This is a genomic window from Paeniglutamicibacter antarcticus (assembly GCF_039544305.1).
Classification (GTDB): domain Bacteria; phylum Actinomycetota; class Actinomycetes; order Actinomycetales; family Micrococcaceae; genus Paeniglutamicibacter; species Paeniglutamicibacter antarcticus_C.
Map to the genome: position 1 here is coordinate 18,821 of NZ_BAABLK010000022.1, position 18,409 is coordinate 37,229.

At 63.5% G+C, this 18,409-nt stretch carries 19 protein-coding genes and 1 pseudogene; 15 read left to right on the forward strand and 5 right to left on the reverse strand.

All coding sequences use genetic code 11. The features are described from left to right. Nucleotides 1–3 precede the first annotated feature (3 nt). The 4 genes from ABEA12_RS05080 (at nucleotide 4) to ABEA12_RS05095 (ending at nucleotide 2,471) form a co-directional block, all read left to right on the forward strand. A complete protein-coding gene (locus ABEA12_RS05080) occupies nucleotides 4–804 on the forward strand; it encodes an ABC transporter permease (protein WP_345467103.1) in 801 nt (266 codons plus the stop codon). 263 nt (nucleotides 805–1,067) lie between these two features. Next, entirely contained in the window at nucleotides 1,068–1,655 is a 588-nt protein-coding gene (locus ABEA12_RS05085; protein ID WP_210099537.1) for a hypothetical protein, read from the forward strand. Between the two features lie 253 nt (nucleotides 1,656–1,908). Further along, entirely contained in the window at nucleotides 1,909–2,220 is a 312-nt protein-coding gene (locus tag ABEA12_RS05090) for an OmpA family protein (RefSeq protein WP_210099538.1), read from the forward strand. An 89-nt stretch (nucleotides 2,221–2,309) separates the two neighbouring features. Next, entirely contained in the window at nucleotides 2,310–2,471 is a 162-nt protein-coding gene (locus ABEA12_RS05095; protein ID WP_210099539.1) for a hypothetical protein, read from the forward strand. A gap of 64 nt (nucleotides 2,472–2,535) precedes the next feature. On the opposite strand, the gene ABEA12_RS05100 is transcribed toward ABEA12_RS05095, so the two are convergent. The 3 genes from ABEA12_RS05100 to ABEA12_RS05110 all read right to left on the reverse strand — a co-directional run bounded on the left by ABEA12_RS05100 (nucleotide 2,536) and on the right by ABEA12_RS05110 (nucleotide 6,162). Beyond that, nucleotides 2,536–4,053 carry a GMC family oxidoreductase gene (locus ABEA12_RS05100; RefSeq protein ID WP_210099540.1) on the reverse strand — a complete coding sequence of 506 codons (1,518 nt, stop codon included), beginning with the start codon at nucleotides 4,051–4,053 and terminating at the stop codon, nucleotides 2,536–2,538. A gap of 388 nt (nucleotides 4,054–4,441) precedes the next feature. Next, nucleotides 4,442–5,335, reverse strand: coding sequence for a cytochrome c biogenesis CcdA family protein (locus ABEA12_RS05105; protein WP_210099541.1), 894 nt, complete (start codon nucleotides 5,333–5,335; stop codon nucleotides 4,442–4,444). Next, the gene (locus ABEA12_RS05110; protein ID WP_210099542.1) at nucleotides 5,335–6,162 is read right to left on the reverse strand and encodes a DsbA family protein; all 828 of its coding nucleotides are present in this window, start codon (nucleotides 6,160–6,162) and stop codon (nucleotides 5,335–5,337) included. The genes ABEA12_RS05105 and ABEA12_RS05110 overlap by 1 nt, the downstream gene beginning before the upstream one ends. Before the next feature lie 131 nt (nucleotides 6,163–6,293). Here ABEA12_RS05110 and ABEA12_RS05115 point away from each other — a divergent pair, with 131 nt between their 5' ends. The 8 genes and pseudogenes from ABEA12_RS05115 to ABEA12_RS05150 all read left to right on the forward strand — a co-directional run bounded on the left by ABEA12_RS05115 (nucleotide 6,294) and on the right by ABEA12_RS05150 (nucleotide 13,504). Continuing rightward, nucleotides 6,294–6,851 (forward strand): hypothetical protein, encoded by a 558-nt coding sequence (locus ABEA12_RS05115; RefSeq protein WP_345466784.1) that lies wholly within the window; start codon nucleotides 6,294–6,296, stop codon nucleotides 6,849–6,851. Then, nucleotides 6,848–7,303 carry a BlaI/MecI/CopY family transcriptional regulator gene (locus ABEA12_RS05120; protein WP_210099543.1) on the forward strand — a complete coding sequence of 152 codons (456 nt, stop codon included), beginning with the start codon at nucleotides 6,848–6,850 and terminating at the stop codon, nucleotides 7,301–7,303. The genes ABEA12_RS05115 and ABEA12_RS05120 overlap by 4 nt, the downstream gene beginning before the upstream one ends. A gap of 284 nt (nucleotides 7,304–7,587) precedes the next feature. Next, the gene (locus ABEA12_RS05125; protein WP_210099544.1) at nucleotides 7,588–8,823 is read left to right on the forward strand and encodes an acyl-CoA dehydrogenase family protein; all 1,236 of its coding nucleotides are present in this window, start codon (nucleotides 7,588–7,590) and stop codon (nucleotides 8,821–8,823) included. Between the two features lie 29 nt (nucleotides 8,824–8,852). Continuing rightward, nucleotides 8,853–9,146 (forward strand): annotated as a pseudogene (locus tag ABEA12_RS05130) (acyl-CoA dehydrogenase family protein); the annotation flags it as partial. Between the two features lie 425 nt (nucleotides 9,147–9,571). Continuing rightward, nucleotides 9,572–10,090 (forward strand): acyl-CoA dehydrogenase family protein, encoded by a 519-nt coding sequence (locus tag ABEA12_RS05135; protein WP_345466789.1) that lies wholly within the window; start codon nucleotides 9,572–9,574, stop codon nucleotides 10,088–10,090. A gap of 75 nt (nucleotides 10,091–10,165) precedes the next feature. After that, entirely contained in the window at nucleotides 10,166–11,017 is an 852-nt protein-coding gene (locus tag ABEA12_RS05140; protein WP_210099545.1) for a hypothetical protein, read from the forward strand. A 103-nt stretch (nucleotides 11,018–11,120) separates the two neighbouring features. Then, nucleotides 11,121–12,167, forward strand: coding sequence for an MBL fold metallo-hydrolase (locus ABEA12_RS05145; RefSeq protein ID WP_210099546.1), 1,047 nt, complete (start codon nucleotides 11,121–11,123; stop codon nucleotides 12,165–12,167). Then, entirely contained in the window at nucleotides 12,164–13,504 is a 1,341-nt protein-coding gene (locus ABEA12_RS05150) for an MFS transporter (protein WP_210099547.1), read from the forward strand. The genes ABEA12_RS05145 and ABEA12_RS05150 overlap by 4 nt, the downstream gene beginning before the upstream one ends. A gap of 46 nt (nucleotides 13,505–13,550) precedes the next feature. Here ABEA12_RS05150 and ABEA12_RS05155 read toward each other — a convergent pair whose 3' ends face one another. Both ABEA12_RS05155 and ABEA12_RS05160 read right to left on the reverse strand, forming a co-directional pair. Beyond that, complete coding sequence (locus ABEA12_RS05155; protein WP_210099548.1) at nucleotides 13,551–14,474, reverse strand: LysR family transcriptional regulator; 924 nt, start codon at nucleotides 14,472–14,474, stop codon at nucleotides 13,551–13,553. Nucleotides 14,475–14,521: 47 nt separating this feature from the next. Continuing rightward, nucleotides 14,522–14,779, reverse strand: coding sequence for a metal-sensitive transcriptional regulator (locus ABEA12_RS05160; RefSeq protein WP_210099549.1), 258 nt, complete (start codon nucleotides 14,777–14,779; stop codon nucleotides 14,522–14,524). A 534-nt stretch (nucleotides 14,780–15,313) separates the two neighbouring features. On the opposite strand from ABEA12_RS05160, the gene ABEA12_RS05165 reads away from it, so the two are divergent. The 3 genes from ABEA12_RS05165 (at nucleotide 15,314) to ABEA12_RS05175 (ending at nucleotide 18,352) form a co-directional block, all read left to right on the forward strand. Then, nucleotides 15,314–16,708, forward strand: a complete 1,395-nt coding sequence (locus ABEA12_RS05165) for an MBL fold metallo-hydrolase (protein ID WP_210099550.1) — start codon at nucleotides 15,314–15,316, stop codon at nucleotides 16,706–16,708. Between the two features lie 115 nt (nucleotides 16,709–16,823). After that, nucleotides 16,824–17,441, forward strand: coding sequence for a rhodanese-like domain-containing protein (locus tag ABEA12_RS05170; RefSeq protein ID WP_210099551.1), 618 nt, complete (start codon nucleotides 16,824–16,826; stop codon nucleotides 17,439–17,441). Then, nucleotides 17,438–18,352: a sulfite exporter TauE/SafE family protein gene (locus tag ABEA12_RS05175; protein WP_210099552.1), complete on the forward strand. Its 915-nt coding sequence runs from the start codon at nucleotides 17,438–17,440 to the stop codon at nucleotides 18,350–18,352. The genes ABEA12_RS05170 and ABEA12_RS05175 overlap by 4 nt, the downstream gene beginning before the upstream one ends. The last annotated feature ends 57 nt before the right edge of the window (nucleotides 18,353–18,409 follow it).

The following is an 18,409-nucleotide window of genomic DNA, read 5'->3' on the forward strand; positions in this document are numbered from 1 at the left end:
TCCTTGCTGAGAAATGAAATCGTGTTGCTGTTTAGGCGCCGCCGCACCTGGGCCATGCTGCTGGCCTTGGGGGCGGTCCCGGTGCTCATCGCAGTGGCGGTAAGGCTGACTTCCAGCCCGACCAACGGGCACGGACCGCCATTCCTCGACCAAGTGGCCGGCAACGGCCTGTTTGTTGCGATCACCGGGATGCTGGTGTGCATCCCGCTCTTCTTGCCGCTGACCGTTGCCGTGATTGCCGGGGACACCATTGCCGGTGAGGCCGGCACCGGGACGCTGCGCTACTTGCTCACTGCCCCCGTTTCGCGTCCGCGCCTGCTGTTGGTGAAATTCACCGTGGCAGCCATCTATTGCCTTGCAGCTGCGCTGATGGTGGCCGTGTGCGGGCTGGGCATCGGGGCGCTGCTTTTTCCGGTGGGGCCCGTGAGCTTGCTGTCCGGGACGACTATTTCCGTGGGTGCGGCGCTGCTGCGCGTGGGATTGATCGTCGTCTATGTGGGGGTGTCGCTGCTGGGCCTTGCCGCGGTGGGCCTGTTCGTCTCGACGCTGACCGACGTGCCGGTCGGCGCCATGGCTGCCATCGCCTTATTGGCTGTTACCGCGCAGATCCTGGGCCAACTGCCGCAACTCGAGTGGTTGCATCCGTGGCTGTTCACCGAGCATTGGCTCGGCTTTGCCGACCTGTTGCGTGATCCGATCCGTTGGACGAGCTTCGGGCAGAATGCCTTGTTGCAAGGCGGGTACCTGGTGGTTTTCGGAGCCTTGGCCTACGGCAGGTTTGCCAGCAAGAACGTGCTCTCCTGAGACTGGACGGCGGGGCTTGATGGCCTACCGACTGGTCGATGTGACGGGCGCAGCGCAGAGCCGGTGGCATTTCCTTGCGCGCCTTGAAGGTGCTGCGGTGGGCTGGGGCAGCTACAGATGACACGCCTGAGGAGTGAAGCTGAGACTGGTCGACTTACTCTGGCCATCTGCGGGAGCATCCGCGATGATGGGTAGTTACTATGCCGCCGGTGTGTCGGCGGGTCGTCACGTCCCGTTTGCGTCCTTCTGTCGTTGGAGCAAAAATGAAGCAGACCATTTCGTTGGGTGCCGCATGCATCTTGGCTATTGCTCTGCTGACCGGATGCACTGCATCGAGTGAAGAGCCTGCAGCGTCTGCTTCGGTGGGTGCTGCAGGCACCGCTGCGCAGTCCGGTCAAGACGCGCCGGCCGAGGGAACGGAACCGCGCGTGGTCTCTGTCGACACCTCAACAGTCATCGCCGAACAGGAGTACTCGATCCCGGGAACCAATGACAAGGTGAACATCGGTGTGCAGTCCTTGCAGGTGGAAGGCCAGACCATGACCCTGCAGCTGGTGCTGACACCCGAATTCACCTCGATCAGTGACTCCGAAGCAGTCTCCATCTACGCGGCGACAGGCTCCACGAGGTTCAATCCGAAGTTGATCGACCGGGAGAACCTCAAGGAGTACTCGCTCATCAGCGATACGGGTCAAGATTGGGCCACGAATCGCGCCACCACAAAGACCACCAACCATGAGCCTGTCATCTGGTGGGGTTTCTATGCAGCGCCGGAGGACAACAATGACGCCTTCGAGCTGAGGGTGCTCGACGCCATGGCCGAATTCACTGATGTGCCGGTGACCCGATGACCTCAAAACGCAGGGGTTCGATCCTGGTATTGGCATCGGTTGTGGCGTTCGGGTTGTACGTGGCACCGGCCCAGGCCGCCTACGACGGCCCGCAGGATGTCCCCGAGCCAACCGCGGTGCAACTGGCCAAATCGGTGACCATCTGGGATCCGTCCCGCAGTGTCCGTAGCTGGTCGAGCGATGACGCCGTGAATTCCGTTGAGCAGGTGGAGACCAAAGCGGGGAGACGACGATCAGCCTGTCCACGGATATCTTGTTCACGCCCGATAGTTCCAAGCTTCCCGGCAGTGCCGCAGACAAGATCGGCTCGCTCGTGGAGAAGATTCCCAAGGGCGCGAAAGTGCTGGTTTACGGCCACACCGACTCGGTCACGGGAAAGGTTGACAACAAGGAGCTGTCCAAGGACCGGGCCGAAGCAGTAGCCGCGGTCCTGAACGATGAGCGCTCCGACCTGTCTTTGAGCGTCAAGGGAATGGCCGCCACCGAACCGGCGGTGCGCGAAGACCCCTCGGACCCCTCAAGCTTTGCTGCGAACCGGCGGGTGGAAATCACCTACTCGCAATGATGAGGTGACCCTTGGCTGGGCGAAGGCTGTTGCCAAGGCCCCGGGCAGGTGCCACCGTGGAGCTATCCAACCTTTTCGGGAGGCAAGTAATGGGCAACAACCACCATGAGGACGAACGCTACAAGAAGTTCTATGACCGGCCGCCGCAGGGCGAAGTCCCCACCGACCCACGAGTGAAGAACGCGATGGAGAGTGGGGCCGATCCGGAGGACGACGAACCATCGGAGGACGCGGCGCCGGAAGCTTCCTGAGCGCACGAGGGGAAATGGCGCCCGGAGGCTCCATTCCCCTCGTCTTACGGGTTCCCGAGCGTACTCAGCCGATGATCGCTGTCGCTGCGCGCTCGCCGATCATGATCGTGGGTGCGTTGGTGTTTCCCGTGGGGACCAAGGGCATGATCGATGCGTCGGCAATCCTCAATCCGCTCAGGCCATGGACCTGGAAGGTGCTTGGGTCAACCACCGCCAGTTCATCGACGCCCATCTTGCAGGTGCCGACTTGGTGGTGATAGGTGACCACCGAATCACGGACGTATTGCTCAAGGTCAGCGTCGGCGATTTCCGGACCGGGGAAGATCTCCGTGGGCTCCCACCCGGCGAGCGCTTGGCTGCGCCCGATTTCCCGGCACTGGCGAACCGAGGCCACCAAGGCATCGGCGTCAGCCTGTTCGCGCAGTGCACCGAGGTCAACGAGGACCGGATCGTCTTCGCCCGGTCCCGAGAGCGTGACCTGGCCACGGCTTTTAGGGCGAACCAGGCCACCGAGCATCGAAAACGCATTGTCAGGACCCGTCATCTCACCCGGCGCGTAATCGTGGGAGTACATGGGCACCGAGAAGAATATGGGCTGTGTGTCGGCAACCGGTAACTCCGGTCGGCTCTTGGCAAAGAAATGTACCTCAGCCGGGGCGACCGCTCCCATGGGTACGGGCTTGGCCGCGGTGGTGAAGATGACGGGGGAGAGCAGGTGGTCCTGCAGGTTCTTGCCGACCCCGGGCAGATCATGAATCGGTTCAATGCCCGTGGCCCGCAGTTCCTCTGCCGGGCCGATCCCCGAGCGCAGCAGCAGCTCCGGGGAGTTGATGGCGCCTGCGGCCAGGATGGTTTCACCGGCACGCAGTTCTTGGCGTTCGCCGTCTTGGTCGAACTCGACACCCACGACCCCTCCGTCCTCGATGATCAGCCGACGAACGTGTGCTCCGGTCAACAATCGCAGGTTCGGGTTCTCGGCCACGGGCTTGAGGTACGCGTGCCAGGTATTGAAGCGCTCTCCGTCGCGCACCGTGAGCTGCATGCGCGAGACGCCCTCGACGGTTCCGCAGTTGTAGTCGTCGTTGAACGGAATTCCGGTCTCTACCGCTCCGGCGAGCATGTCTTCCTGGATCGGGTTGCGCTCGAAACCCTCCACGACATCGAGCAACCCGGAGTCCCCGCGGGTCTCCGAGGCGCCCCCGTCGAAGTTCTCGATCTTCTTGTAGACCGGCAGCACGTCCTTCCAGCCCCAGCCGGCGCAGCCTTCCTTTTCCCAGTTCGCGTAGTCTGTTTTGTCTCCGCGCACCCAGATGGTGGCATTTAGTGCGTGGGATCCTCCCATGACCTTGCCGCGTGGCAGGTGGATGCGCCGGTTGGAGGCACCTGGCTGCTCGGTGGTGTAGTAGTCCCAGTCCTGCGCGCTGTGCCACAGCAGGCCAAGGGTGTAGAGGTGGGCGATGTCCGGGTTGATGTCCTGGGTCCCGGCCTCGAGCACTGCGACGCTTTTTCCGGCGTCGAGCAGGCGGCGGGCGATGACGTTTCCTGCCGAGCCGGCGCCGACGATGATGTAGTCAAGTTCCATGGGGGTCTTCTTCCTTGTCCTGGGCGGTGGATCACTGCGCGTGGTGGCGACACCGATCAGGTGTTGCCTGGCAGTGGGCCGAAACCGCTTCTTACCTCAAGTGTGCCCGGCGCCGGGCCCTGGTGGCTTGGCTTTGCGTGTACGAGGCATGTTCACTGCTGCACGCTTCGGCAAGGGACGCGTCCGAACCGTTGGCCGCAACACCCGCGGAGGGTCCCGCGTTCGCGAACTCCATCAAAAAGCCATCGGGATTCCGCCCGTCACGGGGGAGGAATCCCGATGGCTTTTGGATGTTGGTGGCCCTCGGCCGGCTGCGGGGCTGGAGCCACTTCATCGACGACGAATCCTCGTCGGGATCAGCAGATGCGGATTGGCAGGCATAGGGAACTCACCGGCGGACGCGCACCTTCACTGAGGATGCTTGCTCCCCCGCGGCAGGTGAGTTCATCGCGGGTTCGGCTCGCATGCGCTTGCGGACGGCAAGTATCCACCACAACAGCAACAATGCACCCAGCAGGGCGGTCCAGGCCCAGCTTGGCATCGCTGCGTCGATGAGGCTTGCACCTTCGGTGATGCGCGCCGATAGGTCGGCGGAGATCATCTCGGGCATGGTGATCAACCCGCCGGTGGTGAGCATGATGATGCCCACTGCCATCGTCACGGTTCCGGCAATCAGCGAGTTGGTATGGAAGCGGAACCGTCCGAGGTGCAGTGTGCGTCCGCGCAACCAGCCGGCCTTGAATCCTCCGGCACGGCGCATGAGCGCTGCGATGGCCATGACCGGCAGCAACATGCCAAAGGCATAACTGATCAGCAGTGCTCCGCCGCCCAAGGCGCTTCCGGTTGCCAGCACCAGAGTCAAGATGGCACCGAGTACCGGCCCGGTGCAGAAGCCGGCGACTCCTGCGGCCGTTCCCAGCAGGACTGCTCCACCGAGGGACGCCTTCGCCGGACGGTTGCGTTGCATCCGCTTGGGCAGGAGGGTCGAGGCATCGAAGCCCCCGCCGAGGATTTGCACCAGGCCCAGAGCCACAATGATCCAGGCGGCTACCTGGATCAGTCCCTGGCGGTCAACGGTCAACACCCCGCCGAGCCAGCCGATGCCAAGTCCCAGGGGTACGAGCGTTGCCAACATGCCCACCAGGAATGCGGTGCCCAGCGCCGGGAGTCGACGGCTGGAGGTGGCCGCATGGGCAAAGAACGCCGGCAGCAGCATGGCATTGCAGGGACTGAAAAGTCCCAGCATTCCACCGGCAAAGGCGAAGACCAGCCCGGCTTCCACTACTTTGCTTCGCCTTCGGTCTTTTCGAGCTCCGCGTCAATCGCTTTGATGAAGTTCTCCGTTGGCTGCGCACCGACAAACGGCGTCTGGTTGATCAGGAAGGATGGTGTGCTCATCACGGCCAATGACATGGCCTCGTCGATGTTGCGTTGAACTGCGTCCTTGGCTTGGCTGCTGTCCATGTCGGTGATGAACTTCTCTGGATCCATTCCCAGTTCCTTGGCGATGTCCTTGAGGCTGTCATCGGTGTACGCCGATTCCTTGGCGATCTTCCCGCCCTGGGCCATCCGCGACTGGAAGGCGGCATATCCATCCTGCATGGCTGCAGCCTGGGCGGCAAGGGCTGCGGTCTTTGAGGTGTCACCGAACAAATCAAGATCGCGCCATTCAATGCGCAGCTGCCCCGTATCAACGTATTTATCCATGAGCTCGGGCAAGGTCCCATCCGTCCACTTGGCGCAGAACGGGCACTGAAGATCCGAATAGGTCACCATGACCACCGGTGCATCTACCTCACCTACCGCTGTGGGGTCATCGGCATCTAGCCTGGCCATGTCCGGGACTTCGGGAGCCGATTCGTCGGGATTTGCCGCAGCGGGGGAGGATTCCTCGGCACCCGTCTCATTCGGTGCTTGCGCGGGCGGCGCTGTTTGCGACGGGGAAGCGGCAGCGGGGGTCAGGTCGGAGTCCGGAAGCTGGGCACCGATCAGCAACCCGATGACCAGGGCCACGGGGATGGGGATAATCCACAGCCAAGGGATCTTGTTGCGCGCCTTGGTTTGCCCGGTTGGCGCACCCTTGGCGTTGTTCTCGGAATGCTCTTCCATGGGTTAGCTGCTTTCGTCGAATTTTCTACTATGATGCTTAGTAAGCCTACTATCCTTCTTAGTAGACGCTGATATGCTCGTCAACCGAACAGGGGGATCGAGCGGAAGTTCCATGCCAACTATCAGGAGTGATGATGAAACGCCCGACTAGCCCGTTGACCGGCTTCCTCCAACGTTTTCCCTTGTCAATCACTGCCTTGCGTTTTTGGCGCATGCGACAGTGGCTGACCGCTGCGCTCTCGGGCCTGGCCGTGGGACTGCTCCTGGGGTTCGTGACGGTACTGATCCCCAACAACGACTTTGGCCGGGATATACCTCCGACAATGTGGAGCTACCCGGTCTGGATAGCCACCTCCATTCTTAGCGGGATGCTGATCGCAAGTTACATCCGTCCGGCGGCCCCCGAAGCGCCCGCCAACGTCAAGGAGCCCAAGGACAACGCATCCAAGTGGGGGATGACCGGAGGGTTCTTGGCTTGGTTTGCCGTGGGCTGCCCGGTCTGCAACAAGATCGCTCTCGTGGCATTCGGTTACTCCGGAGCCATTACCTACTTCGCGCCCTTGCAGCCATGGCTGGCAACCGCTGCCTTGGCCATCACCGTGCTGGCGTTGGTTTTCAGGCTCTCCGGACAGATGGAGTGCAAGCTTGTCGCCGCCCGAGCTGCAGAGCCCGAAAGGACCAATGCGTGAAAATCACGAACCAGGCCGTTCCTTCCCGGAACCCAGGCACTGAACCCACCGTGGCCCCGCGGCCTGCCGAAGGGGGCGACGCCCTGCCGTTCGAGGCCTCGTCAGCACCCCAAGTAGGCCCGTTGGAGCGGCGTGTGCTCGATGTCCTGTGGAAAACCCGCGCCACCCACTCCACACGCAGTGTGGTGGATGAGCTGTCAGCCCAGGAAGGCACGCCTCCTGCCTACACCACGGTGGCCACGGTCCTGGGGCACCTTGTCGAGAAGTCGCTGGTTGCCCGCGAGCAAGTCGGCACCGTGTGGTTCTATTCCGCGGCCCTGACCGGGTGTGGATACGATGCGGCACGAATGGTCCGTTCACTCTCCGACACTAATGACAGGCGTCGCTGTCTCACTCGATTCGTTGGACTGCTGGATGAAGGTGACCAAGCGCTGCTCAAATCGCTGCTTTAGCTCCCGGATTCATCCGAACCGACGAACCGCGATCAGCAACAGGCCACGTCGCGTCACTATGGCAAAACGCGGTCCAGCGGTAGTTGGTGACCCTTGGTGTCCCTTCATGAAGCGCGATTGCGCCAGGATTACCTCCGGTGACGCCCCGGCGCCCGTTGCCTGGCTGCATATGTGACTTCATGACGACGCAATGCGCGGGGTGAAGCGCCAGGTGGGCAACTCCCTGGCGTGGTTCCTAGAGTCAATTCATTGATTCGATGTGAACCCACGAAGGAGCCCCACAGATGAGCCCCACCGAGCTTGCCGCCCCGCCACTGCCCCGCACCCAGTGGAGCGGCCACGCGCCGGAAGCGGAACTTGAGCACTGGAGCGCAATCGCCCGCTCGGTGTCCGACGCCTTGGCCGTGGACGCCTTGGCTCGCGATGCAGCAAACCAGGACCCGTTCACCGAGGTCGACCTGCTGCGCGAATCCGGGTTGCTGAACCTGTTGGTCCCCGCCGAGTTCGGCGGCGCGGGCGCACATTGGGAATCCGCGTTTGCCACGGTACGCATCATCGCCGAAGCAGACGGCTCGATTGCCCAGCTCTTGGCCTACCACTACACCAACCAGTCGAGCATTGCCTTTTACGGCGCCCCGTCCGCCCAAGCGCAATGGTTCACCCGCAGCGCCGCCGAAGGCTGGCTCTGGGGGGACTCGGTGAACCCGGTGGACCCAGACCTGTCGCTCACCGCGCAGGGTGCGGGCTACCGGCTCAACGGGCTCAAGCGCTTCTCCACCGGTTCAAGCGTTGGCGACGTCATCGTCATCAACGCGGAGGTGAGCGGCGGGGAACAAGACGGCCAGGTACTCGCCTTCGTGCTGGAGCGCGGCCGCAAGGGACTTGAGCTGCTCGGCGACTGGGACCACCTGGGCCAGCGGCTCTCGGCTTCCGGATCGGTGAAGTACACCGATGTCCTGGTGACCCCGGAGGACGTACTGGGCGAGGTCACCTCCGAACCCATCGCGACGCTGCTGACTCCGGGGCTGCAGCTGGCCTTCGGAAACTTCTACTTGGGCATTGCCGAGGGTGCACTGGCCGCCGGACGCAAGATCCTGCTGGAACGAAAGAACTCCTGGTTTCTTTCCGGGGCCCCGAGGTACGCCCTTGACCCGGTCTTCCAACGCGTCGTCGGTGAGCTGAAGGCACGCACGGCCGCTGTTGGTGCCCTAGCCGAGAAGCTCAATCGCCGCTTCGACACCGAGGTGGGCAGGGCCGGCGAGCTCAGTGCCGAACAACGCTGGGACATTGCCGTGGCCATCGCCGAGCTCAAGGTCGTGGCCACGGAGATTGGGTTGGAAGTTGCCAACAGGATTTACGAGGTGACCGGTTCCAGCTCCACCAAGAACGACGTGGGCCTTGACCTGTTCTGGCGCAATGTGCGCACGCACTCGCTGCACGATCCGGTGGACTACAAGAAGATCGAGGTCGGCGCGTACTTCCTGGACGGAACCACGCAGCCACTCTCGCTCTACACCTAAACCGGCCACCACGATTCGGAGGAAGCACCATGGGTACCACAACACGGAACAGAACGCGCCTTGAAGAACTTGAAGCCCGCTTCGCGCCGCTCTTTGGGCGGATCGCGGACGCATCCGCGGACCGCGATGCCACGGGGAGGCTTCCGCACGATCACATCCGTGAGCTCGCCGCAACCGGTTTCGGTGCACTGCGCGTGCCGCAGTCACACGGGGGTGCGGGAGCCTCGCTTCCCGAGCTCTTTTCCCTGCTGACCGACTTGGCCGCGGCCGACCCGAACCTCGCCCAGGGGTTGCGTGCCCACTTTGCCTTCGTCGAGGACCGGCTGGTCGCGCCCGAGGGAACCGAACGCGACAGATGGCTTGCGCGCTTCGTCGCCGGGGAACTGGTGGGCAACTCCTGGACGGAAATCGGCACCGTGGAAGTGGGGCAGGTGAACACCAAGGTCAGCCCCGTTGCCGACGGCGGCTTTGTCATCAGCGGCACCAAGTACTATTCCACCGGCAGCATCTTCGCCGACTGGATCGACACCTATGCCCAACGCACCGACACCGGGCGCCGGGTCATCGCCGTGGTGAACGCGCACCAGCCCCAGGTCGTGATCCAAGATGACTGGGACGGATTCGGGCAGCGCACCACCGGCACGGGTACCTCCACGTTCCACTCCGCCGTGGTGGCCGAGGTAAATCTCATCGACTTCGAAACCCGCTTCCACTATCAGACGGCTTTCTACCAGGGGTCCTGCTCGCGGTGCTTGCCGGAAGCGCCCAGGGCGCAGCAAACGACTTTGCCGCGGAGCTCAAGGCCCGCAAGCGCACCTTCAGCCATGGCGCGGCCGCCTTTGCCAACGAGGACCCGCAGCTGCTCCAGGTCATTGGTGAGGTCTCCGCCGTAGCCTTCGCGGCTAAGGCCACCGTCAAGGCAACCGCAGAAGCCCTGGAAGCGGCCTACCAAACAGCACTGGGCCTGCACTCCGGGACCAGCGACCAGACACGGGATCAGGCAGCCAACGATGCCGCGGAGCTGGCTTCGGCGCAGGGACAGGTGGTACTGACCCCGTTGGTCACCAATGTGCTCTCGCGCGCCTTTGACGCGCTTGCCGCCTCGGCGACCTCCACCACCAAGAACCTGGACCGGCACTGGCGCAACGCCCGCACCGCAGGGAACCACAACCCCTGGGTGTTCAAGGCGCGGCTGGTCGGGGAACACGCGGTACACGGCCGGGAACTACCTCGCGTCTGGGCCATCGGGGCGTCAACCGGCACGTAGACGCCGCTGCCACGCACGATCGGCACAGGGCGGGTCGGCTCTGTAGCGGGGAACGGTCTGTGCGATCATGGCGGCATGGATGATGCCGGCGGCACGACCGAACTCATGACCCTTCAGCGCGCACGAGAGCAACTGGGCGTGATGTTCGAACTGGTGCAGCGCGGGCAGGTGCTCTGCAGCGCCGCGACGAAGAAACCATCGCTGGCGACCCAGCAGCTGCTCTCCGAGGCTTTGCCCGGTGGGGAAGCCCTTGCCGGGGAACACCTTTACGCGTTTGCCTGGCCGTTGCTTTTCCAGGCCGGAGGTCTGGCATCCGGGACCAAGCTGGAACTCACCGCGAAGGGCCGTGCGGCGCTGAAAAAGGATCCGGACGAAGTGCTCTTGGCACTGTGGGATCGGTGGGTGCGCGCAGGCGTGATTGACGAGCTGAGCCGGATCGAGGCCATCAAGGGCCCGCGCAGAGCCAGTACCTTGTCAGCGTTGAAAAACCGACGCTCACAAGCCGCCGGAGTGCTGGATTTGCTCGCGATCAATGACTTCATATCGGTTGCGGTTGCCTTCGACGACTTGCCCTCGATTGGAGCAAGCTTCAGCGTGGTGCGCAACGAGAGGGCAAAGTTCAAGCTGTACCTCGAGGAGTCCGAATACGGCTCGCTCGGGTACAGCGACATCGATTTTGAACGGATTGTTGACCGGCGCTACCTGATGGTTCTGCTCTTTGAGTACGCGGCCACCTTGGGATTGGTCGACGTCCGCTACACCGACCCCGAGAATGGAACGAATGACTTCGGTGACCTGTGGGGTGCGGACGGTTTGGAATACCTCAGCCGCTACGACGGATTGGAAGCCGTGCGCCTGACTCGCCTGGGTGCGCTCGCGTGTTCCGGCGCGGTGAACGAGGCACGGCTCAAGACCAGCCATAAGTAAAACCGGTTATAAATATCAGTAAAAACAGTTTTACGTATGTTCCCCAAGGCACCATCCTTGTGTGAGGCATCATTCGGTTTTCCTCGCATAAGGAGCAGTTCACGTGCAAAGCACTTCCCTCAGGCCACACGTCGTTACGCTGGGCACAGCCGGCGGACCCCGCTGGTGGACCGGCGAAAATGCCGGAAAACGCGCGGGCATTGCCACGGCCGTCGTGGTGGGGGAGGCCGTCTATCTGGTCGATGCCGGGACCGGGGTCGGCAACCAGCTGATGAAGGCCGGATACAGCACCGCGGACCTGCGCGGGATTTTCTTGACGCACCTGCACTCTGACCACACCATTGACCTGGCCTCGCTGGCCATCTTCGGGCTATTCACCATCGGCCCTGGCCAGAAGCCGGTCCACATCATCGGACCGGGCAACCGTGGCGCGCTGCCGCCGGCATCACCGAGGGCCACGACCCCGCCCACCCCGCTCTTCGCGCACAACCCCACACCGGGGACCGTGGACATGTTCGACCACCTCATGCAGGCCTACGCCACCGACCTGAACGACCGCGTGATCGATGCGCTGCGCCCCTCTCCGTTGGAGCACTTCATTGCCTCCGATATCCAGATCCCGGCAGGGACCGGCTACCACCCCAACGAGAATCCGACGCCGGCTGACTTCGCGTCCTTCGAGATCTACCGCGACGAGTTGGTGACGGTCACGGCTACGTTGGTCAAGCACCCTCCGATCGCCCCGGCCTTTGCCTTCCGCTTTGACACCGCCGAAGGCTCAGTGACCATTTCCGGTGACACTGCGCCCTGCGAAAACCTCGTGGAGCTTGCCCGGGGCACCGAGCTGTTGCTGCACGAGGCCATCGACTTCGACTGGGTGCAGGAAAAATTCGGGAACGTGGGCACGGCCGATGCGCAGGCGTCCATGGACCATCACCACGGCTCCCACACTTCGGCCACCCAGGCCATTGAGATGGCGGAACGTGCCGGGGTGGCGAAGTTGGCGCTGCACCACCTGGTTCCCGGCACCACCCCGATTTCCACTTGGCTCTCCCATGGCGCCGGGTTCTCCGGGACCTATCTGGTCCCCGATGACCTGGATGTCATTTCCTTTGCCCGAACCCATATCGAAACGACGGTTGCCCCATGAGCCAGATCCAAGCTCCCCATGCCCCCGCGACGGAGGTAGCGGTCCCGTCGCTGAACTCCCCGCACATGCGCAGGATCCTGGCCTCCAGCTTCATCGGCAGCGCCATCGAGTTTTATGACTTCATCCTCTACGCCACCGCGGCCTCCCTGGTTTTCAACAAGGTCTTCTTCGTTGACATGGCGCCCTCCGTGGCACTCTTTGCCTCCTTTGCCACACTCGCCGTGGGTTACCTGGCACGCCCGCTGGGCGGCATCATCTTTGGGCATTTCGGGGACAAGCTGGGTCGCAAGGGCGTGCTCATCACCTCGATGGTCATGATGGGCGTGGCCTCCACGATCATTGGGCTGCTGCCGCCCACCGCGCAGGTGGGAATGATCGCGCCGATCGCGCTGATCGCACTGCGCATCATCCAGGGCCTGGCCGTGGGCGGGGAATGGGGAGGGGCCATGCTGATGGCCTTGGAACACGCGCCCAAGGAACGCCGCGGCTTCGCCGCAAGCTTCGCCAACATGGGAGGACCGGCCGGTGCCGTGCTGGCGACCCTCGCGGTTTCCGCGGTCTCCACGCTACCCAATGAGGCGTTCCTGGCCTGGGGCTGGCGCATCCCGTTCATCGCCAGCCTCGGGCTGGTGGCCATCGGCCTGGTCATCCGCTTGAAGGTCACCGAATCCCCGCTCTTCCTGGCCCTTGAGGACGAGGCGGAGGAAAAGAAGATCCCGCTGATGCAGGTGCTGACCAAATACCCCAAGTCGGTGATCATGGGCACGCTGGTGGGCATGAGCTCCTACACCGTGCAGGGTTTGATGACCGTTTGGGCCATCTCCTATGTGGTCGAGGACGCGGGCATGGACCGCACGGCGGTGTTGAACGTCAAGGCGGTGGGCGCCACCTTGACCATCCTGGGGGTCTGGCTCGCCGCACGCTACTCGGACAAGCTGGGCCGCCGCCCGGTGATGATGTTTGGCATCGTTTCCGGTGCCGTGCTGGCCATGCCGATCATGTTGATGCTGCAGCTCGGTGAGCTCTGGCTGTTCGCCATCGCGTTGTTCCTGGCCAACGGACTGATCCAGGGCACCATCTTCGGGCCGTTCGGTGCTTTCACCGCGGAATTGTTCCCCACCCGGATCCGCTACACCGGGGCGTCGCTGGTCTACCAGCTCTCCTCGACGCTCGGTGCCGGCTTCACCCCGATGATCGTTGCGGCGCTGGTGCTATTCGCCGGAGGTTCGCTCTGGGTCGTCGGTGCCGTGTGGGCCTCGGTCTTCGTGTTGGCTGCCCTGGCGATGCGCGGCATCAAGGAAGGCAAGGACGCGGACCTGGCCGCCGAAAACATGTAGCAAGTACGGCGGCCCACCCGCCGCCGAAGGGCCGGATCCGTGAACGCTAGAACGGGTCCGGCCCTTCGTCACGTTCGGCGCCGATCCGTTCACAGAACCCGATGAAGGCATGCAGCCGCAGGCTGGGCCGTTCCGAGGCGGTGTAGGCAACGCAGATGTCGCTTTGGCCCACCGGCCCATCGATTTCCAGGGTTGCCAGCGGCAATCCGTCATAACTCACGTTCACAGGGGCGCGCTGGACCAGGACGGTGTAGCCCAGCCCCCGGGCCACCATGCCGCGCACCGTCTCGAAATTGGAGCTGGACCAGGTGATCTTCGGGTCAAGCCCGGAGAGCCGCAGGTTCACCAGCTGGTTATCGCGCACCGAGGGAATATCCAGGGAGACGAAGTCCTCATCGGCCATTTGGGCAAGCCGGACCGAACCGGTGCCGGCCAGCTTGTGCCCGGCATGGACCAGCACGTAGGGGCGCCCGGCCATCACCGGGGTATGTTTCACGTGGGACAGCAGGTGCCGGGTGTGGGTGAGCACCGCGTCGAGGTAGCCCTCGAGCAGTCGTTCTTGCAGGGCGGTGCCGTCCCCTTCGGTGATCCGCACCTCGAGGCCCGGGTTCGGCTTGTCGAACTGCTCGCAGATCACCGGCATCCACAGGGCGGACAACCCGGAATACAACCCGATGTTCAACGGACCCACCAAGCCGCTTTGGCGCTCGCCGATATTGCCTTGGACTTCCTCGGCATGGCGCACCAGCTCCTTGGCATCGCGCAGGAAGTGCGTGCCCACGGCCGTCAAGACGACTCCGCGGGCGCGGTGCCGGACCAGGAGCTGGGATCCGATGATGCGTTCAAGTTCCCCGATAGCCTGGGACATGGCCGCTTGGGAGATATGGCACGTGGTTGCCGCCCCGGAGATCGTACCGGCGTTGGCGACGGCGATGAAATACTGCAGCTGTTTCAAGGTGTAGTTGACCACGGACTTAGCCTAGGTGATACACGCGCATTGCGTTGAGGCCAGGCGGGTCAGGCCAGTGAGAGGAACAGCTTTTCCATCTCGGCGCGGTCCGCAGTGGAGTCTTCGCTGAGCAGGCACTGTTCCAGTCCGGTGGCGATGATGGAGAATCCGGCGCGGTCCATGACCTTGGAAGCGGCGGAGAGCTGGGTGACGACCTCGTGGCAATCGCTGCCTTCCTCAAGCATGCGGATCACCGCATTGAGCTGGCCTTGGGCTCGTTTGAGCCTGTTGATGGCAGGTGTCATGTCTTCTGCTTCCAAATGCATGGTTGTTCCCTCCCGGGTCGTTGATTTCTCCATCATATACCCCCGGGGGTTTATTTAATTTGTTCACATAGAAGTTTCCATACCCCGGGGGGTATGTGCAATACTGGAGTGCAGGAAAGGCTTCGCGCCCCGAAGGGTGGCGGATACGCAAACCAAGGAGTACGCAGATGTGTCGAGCAGTGAAGTGCCGCAAGTGCCAGAAGACCACCTGGGCCGGGTGTGGCCAGCACGTCAAGCAGGTCATGGCCCACGTCCCGCGCTCGGAGCGCTGCACCTGCGACCCAAACGCCCCGAAGGAATCCGGCGGCGGGTGGCTCTCACGCCTTTTCGGGCGTTAGGCTCGGGTCCCGCCCGGCGGCGGCCGGCCCCACCATGCGGTGGGGCCGGCCGCCGTTTTTGTTGTGCCCGGGGGTCCGTCGCGGAGGGTTGCGAAGTGCCTTCGATGGCGTTGACATATACCCCCTAGGGTATTATGGTGAGAAGCAAACGGGTACCCCAGGGGGTATGAAAACATCCATTATCCAAGGAGAGACAATGCTTCTCGAACGTATCTATGACGAAGACCTTGCCCAGGCCAGCTACTTGATTGGCTGCCAGGCCAAGGGTGAGGCCATCGTGGTTGACGCACGCCGTGACATCGCGGTGTACAAGGACATCGCCAAGGCAAACGACATGAAGATCGTTGCCGTCACCGAGACGCATATCCACGCCGACTACCTTTCGGGAACCCGCGAACTGGCCGCCGACACCGGAGCCGAGATCTACCTTTCGGGCGAGGGCGGCGAAGATTGGCAGTATCGCTTCGAGGGCAAGCGCCTCATGGATGGCGACTTCATCAAGCTAGGCAACATCACCGTTGCGGCCGTGCACACACCCGGCCACACCCCCGAGCACCTCTCCTTCCTGATCACCGACGGTGCGGCCAGCGACAAGCCGGGCTTCATGCTCAGCGGCGACTTCGTCTTCGTGGGGGACTTAGGGCGACCAGACCTGCTCGACGAGGCCGCAGGTGGTGTCGACACCCGCTTTGGCGGAGCACACGACCTGTTCGTTTCGCTGAAGGAAAAGTTCTTGGTACTGCCGGACTACGTCCAGGTCCACCCCGCCCACGGCTCGGGCAGCGCCTGCGGCAAGGCGCTGGGCTCAATCCCGTCGACGACGGTTGGATACGAGCGGAACTTCGCTTGGTGGGCGCCGTTCCTGGCGGCCGACGATGAGGCCGGATTCGTCGAGGCACTGCTCGACGGGCAGCCCGACGCGCACGCCTACTTTGGCCGCATGAAGCGGCAGAATCGTCGGGGTCCGGTGGTCCTTGGGGGACGCCGGCCCCTGGCCGAACTGGCACCAAAGGCCGTGGCCAAGGCCTTGGCCGCCGATGAGGTCGGCGTCGTGGACACCCGCCACCACCTGGAGGTGCACACCGGAACGGTTGCCGGGGCGCTGAACATCCCCGCGGGTTCCAAGGCTGCCAGCTACGGTGCCTGGGCCGTGGATCCGGAAAAGGACGCACGCCCCTTGGTGCTGCTGGCACCGGACAGCGAAACCGCCAGCGACATGTGGGATGCCCTGATCCGCGTGGGCATTGACGCCGTCGAGGGCTACGTCACCTCGTTCGACGGGTTGCCCAGCTACATCCCGGAAACCCTCGACCCGGCTGACCTCGAGGGATATGACGCGGCGTTGGTGCTCGATGTGCGTAACAAGACCGAGCACGCCGAAGGGCACATCCCCGGCTCTGTTCAGCTCAGCGGCGGTCGCGTGCTGTGGCACACCGACCAGCTCCCCAGCGAGGGGAAAATCGTCAGCTACTGCCAGAGTGGCGTGCGAAACTCCGTGGCCGCCTCGGCACTGCGCCGTGCAGGCTACAAGGTCATCGAGCTCAAGGGCAGCTATGCCGCCTGGGACGCCTTGAACAGCCAGAAGAACTAATCCGCGCACCTCGCGCATCATCCACCTAGCGATCCGCGGGTCCCGCACACTTTCCGTTCCACAGAAACGGCAGGGACCCGCGGTGCTTTTCACCCGTACCCGAAAGGCCCCACCCATGAATAAAACAACAGGCTCCATCGCCCCCGAAGAACTCAAATCCATGATCGATGCCGGGGAACACGTATTGATCCTCGACGTGCGCTCGGGTGCCGAATTCGAATCCCTGCACATCCGAGGCTCCTACAACGTGCCGCTGCCGCTGCTTTCCGAGCACACCGAGGAGCTGGCCGAGAACCTGAACACCAAGGTGGTCCTGGTCTGCCAGTCCGGTGTTCGGGCCGGGGAAGCCTGCGTGAATCTCGCCGGCGTCGGTTTTGCCGACGCGATGGTGCTCGACGGGGGAGTGCCCGCCTTTGAGCGCAGCGGCGGTGACACCGTCACCGGTTCCAAACGCTGGTCCCTGGAGCGCCAGGTGCGCATGGCTGCGGGCTCGCTGGTGGTGGCGGGACTGGCGGGCGGAAAATTCCTCTCCCCGCAGCTGCGCACCGTTGCCGGGGCGATCGGCGCCGGCCTGACCTTCTCCGCAGCGACCAACACCTGTGCCATGGGCAAGGCACTTTCGGCCATGCCGTGGAACCGCACGGGCAACGAGCCAACCCGTGAGTCGGTCCTGGCACAGCTTCCGAACGCCAAGGTAGCAAGGCGGGCAACCAACGCCACCACCACGCCATGAGCATCGCGACCCTGATCCTGGTCCTCTCGCTGTCGCTGCTGATCGGGCTCTCCCTGGGCATCCTCGGCGGCGGCGGCTCGATCCTCACCGTCCCGATCCTCGTCTACGTCGCAGGGTTCGAGGCCAAGGAAGCCATCGCCGCTTCGCTTTTCGTGGTCGGGACGACCTCATTGGTTGGGGCCCTGGGCCATGCCAAGGCGGGACGGGTGCGTTGGCGCACCGGGCTGATCTTCGGCGCAGCCGGAATGGTCGGCGCCTTTGGGGGTGGATTGCTCGGCGGATACATCCCCGGACAGGTCCTGCTTGTCGCATTTGCCGTCATGATGTTGGTGACCTCGCTGGCCATGTTGCGCGGACGCAAGCCAGTGGACCCGAACAAGCAGTACAAGGACCTGCCCTTGGGCAGGGTACTGCTCGATGGCGCCGCCGTCGGTTTGGTCACCGGGCTGGTCGGTGCCGGTGGCGGGTTCCTCGTGGTGCCGGCGCTGGCACTGCTGGGCGGATTGCCGATGTCCTTGGCGGTGGGGACCTCCTTGGTGGTCATCGCCATGAAGTCCTTCGCAGGGCTGGCCGGTTACATGACCACCGTCGCGATCGATTGGAACACCACCTTGATGGTCACCGGTGTGGCAGTGGTTGGATCCCTGGTGGGATCGAAGATCGCCGGACGCATCTCGGAAGACAAGTTGCGTGCCGCATTCGGCTGGTTCGTCCTGGCCATGGGGGTTTTCATGCTCTCCCAGGATGTCCCGGGCCAGTTCCGCCTGCCGCTGATCGGCGCCGCGGCCGTCTTGGCCGTGGTGGTGTTCGTGCGCCAGCGCAAGAAGTCGGCAACGCCAAGGGCCCCGGAAGGGGTGCTTGAAGCAGAAACGGATCCGCAGGCGGCCGAGGGCACCACGCCCGCCCACTAGGACCCATTCGGACCCAAGGCGCATGGGCCGGGCATGACACTTGTCATGCCCGGCCCA

Excerpts from the sequence above, each read along its gene's own strand:
- ABEA12_RS05170 (WP_210099551.1), top strand. The coding sequence starts at position 16,824 with ATGAATAAAACAACAGGCTCCATCGCCCCCGAAGAACTCAAATCCATG.
- ABEA12_RS05100 (WP_210099540.1), bottom strand. The coding sequence starts at position 4,053 with ATGGAACTTGACTACATCATCGTCGGCGCCGGCTCGGCAGGAAACGTC.
- ABEA12_RS05175 (WP_210099552.1), top strand. The coding sequence starts at position 17,438 with ATGAGCATCGCGACCCTGATCCTGGTCCTCTCGCTGTCGCTGCTGATC.
- ABEA12_RS05125 (WP_210099544.1), top strand. The coding sequence starts at position 7,588 with ATGAGCCCCACCGAGCTTGCCGCCCCGCCACTGCCCCGCACCCAGTGG.
- ABEA12_RS05115 (WP_345466784.1), top strand. The coding sequence starts at position 6,294 with ATGATGAAACGCCCGACTAGCCCGTTGACCGGCTTCCTCCAACGTTTT.
- ABEA12_RS05110 (WP_210099542.1), bottom strand. The coding sequence starts at position 6,162 with ATGGAAGAGCATTCCGAGAACAACGCCAAGGGTGCGCCAACCGGGCAA.
- ABEA12_RS05150 (WP_210099547.1), top strand. The coding sequence starts at position 12,164 with ATGAGCCAGATCCAAGCTCCCCATGCCCCCGCGACGGAGGTAGCGGTC.
- ABEA12_RS05160 (WP_210099549.1), bottom strand. The coding sequence starts at position 14,779 with ATGCATTTGGAAGCAGAAGACATGACACCTGCCATCAACAGGCTCAAA.
- ABEA12_RS05165 (WP_210099550.1), top strand. The coding sequence starts at position 15,314 with ATGCTTCTCGAACGTATCTATGACGAAGACCTTGCCCAGGCCAGCTAC.
- ABEA12_RS05085 (WP_210099537.1), top strand. The coding sequence starts at position 1,068 with ATGAAGCAGACCATTTCGTTGGGTGCCGCATGCATCTTGGCTATTGCT.
- ABEA12_RS05095 (WP_210099539.1), top strand. The coding sequence starts at position 2,310 with ATGGGCAACAACCACCATGAGGACGAACGCTACAAGAAGTTCTATGAC.
- ABEA12_RS05140 (WP_210099545.1), top strand. The coding sequence starts at position 10,166 with ATGGATGATGCCGGCGGCACGACCGAACTCATGACCCTTCAGCGCGCA.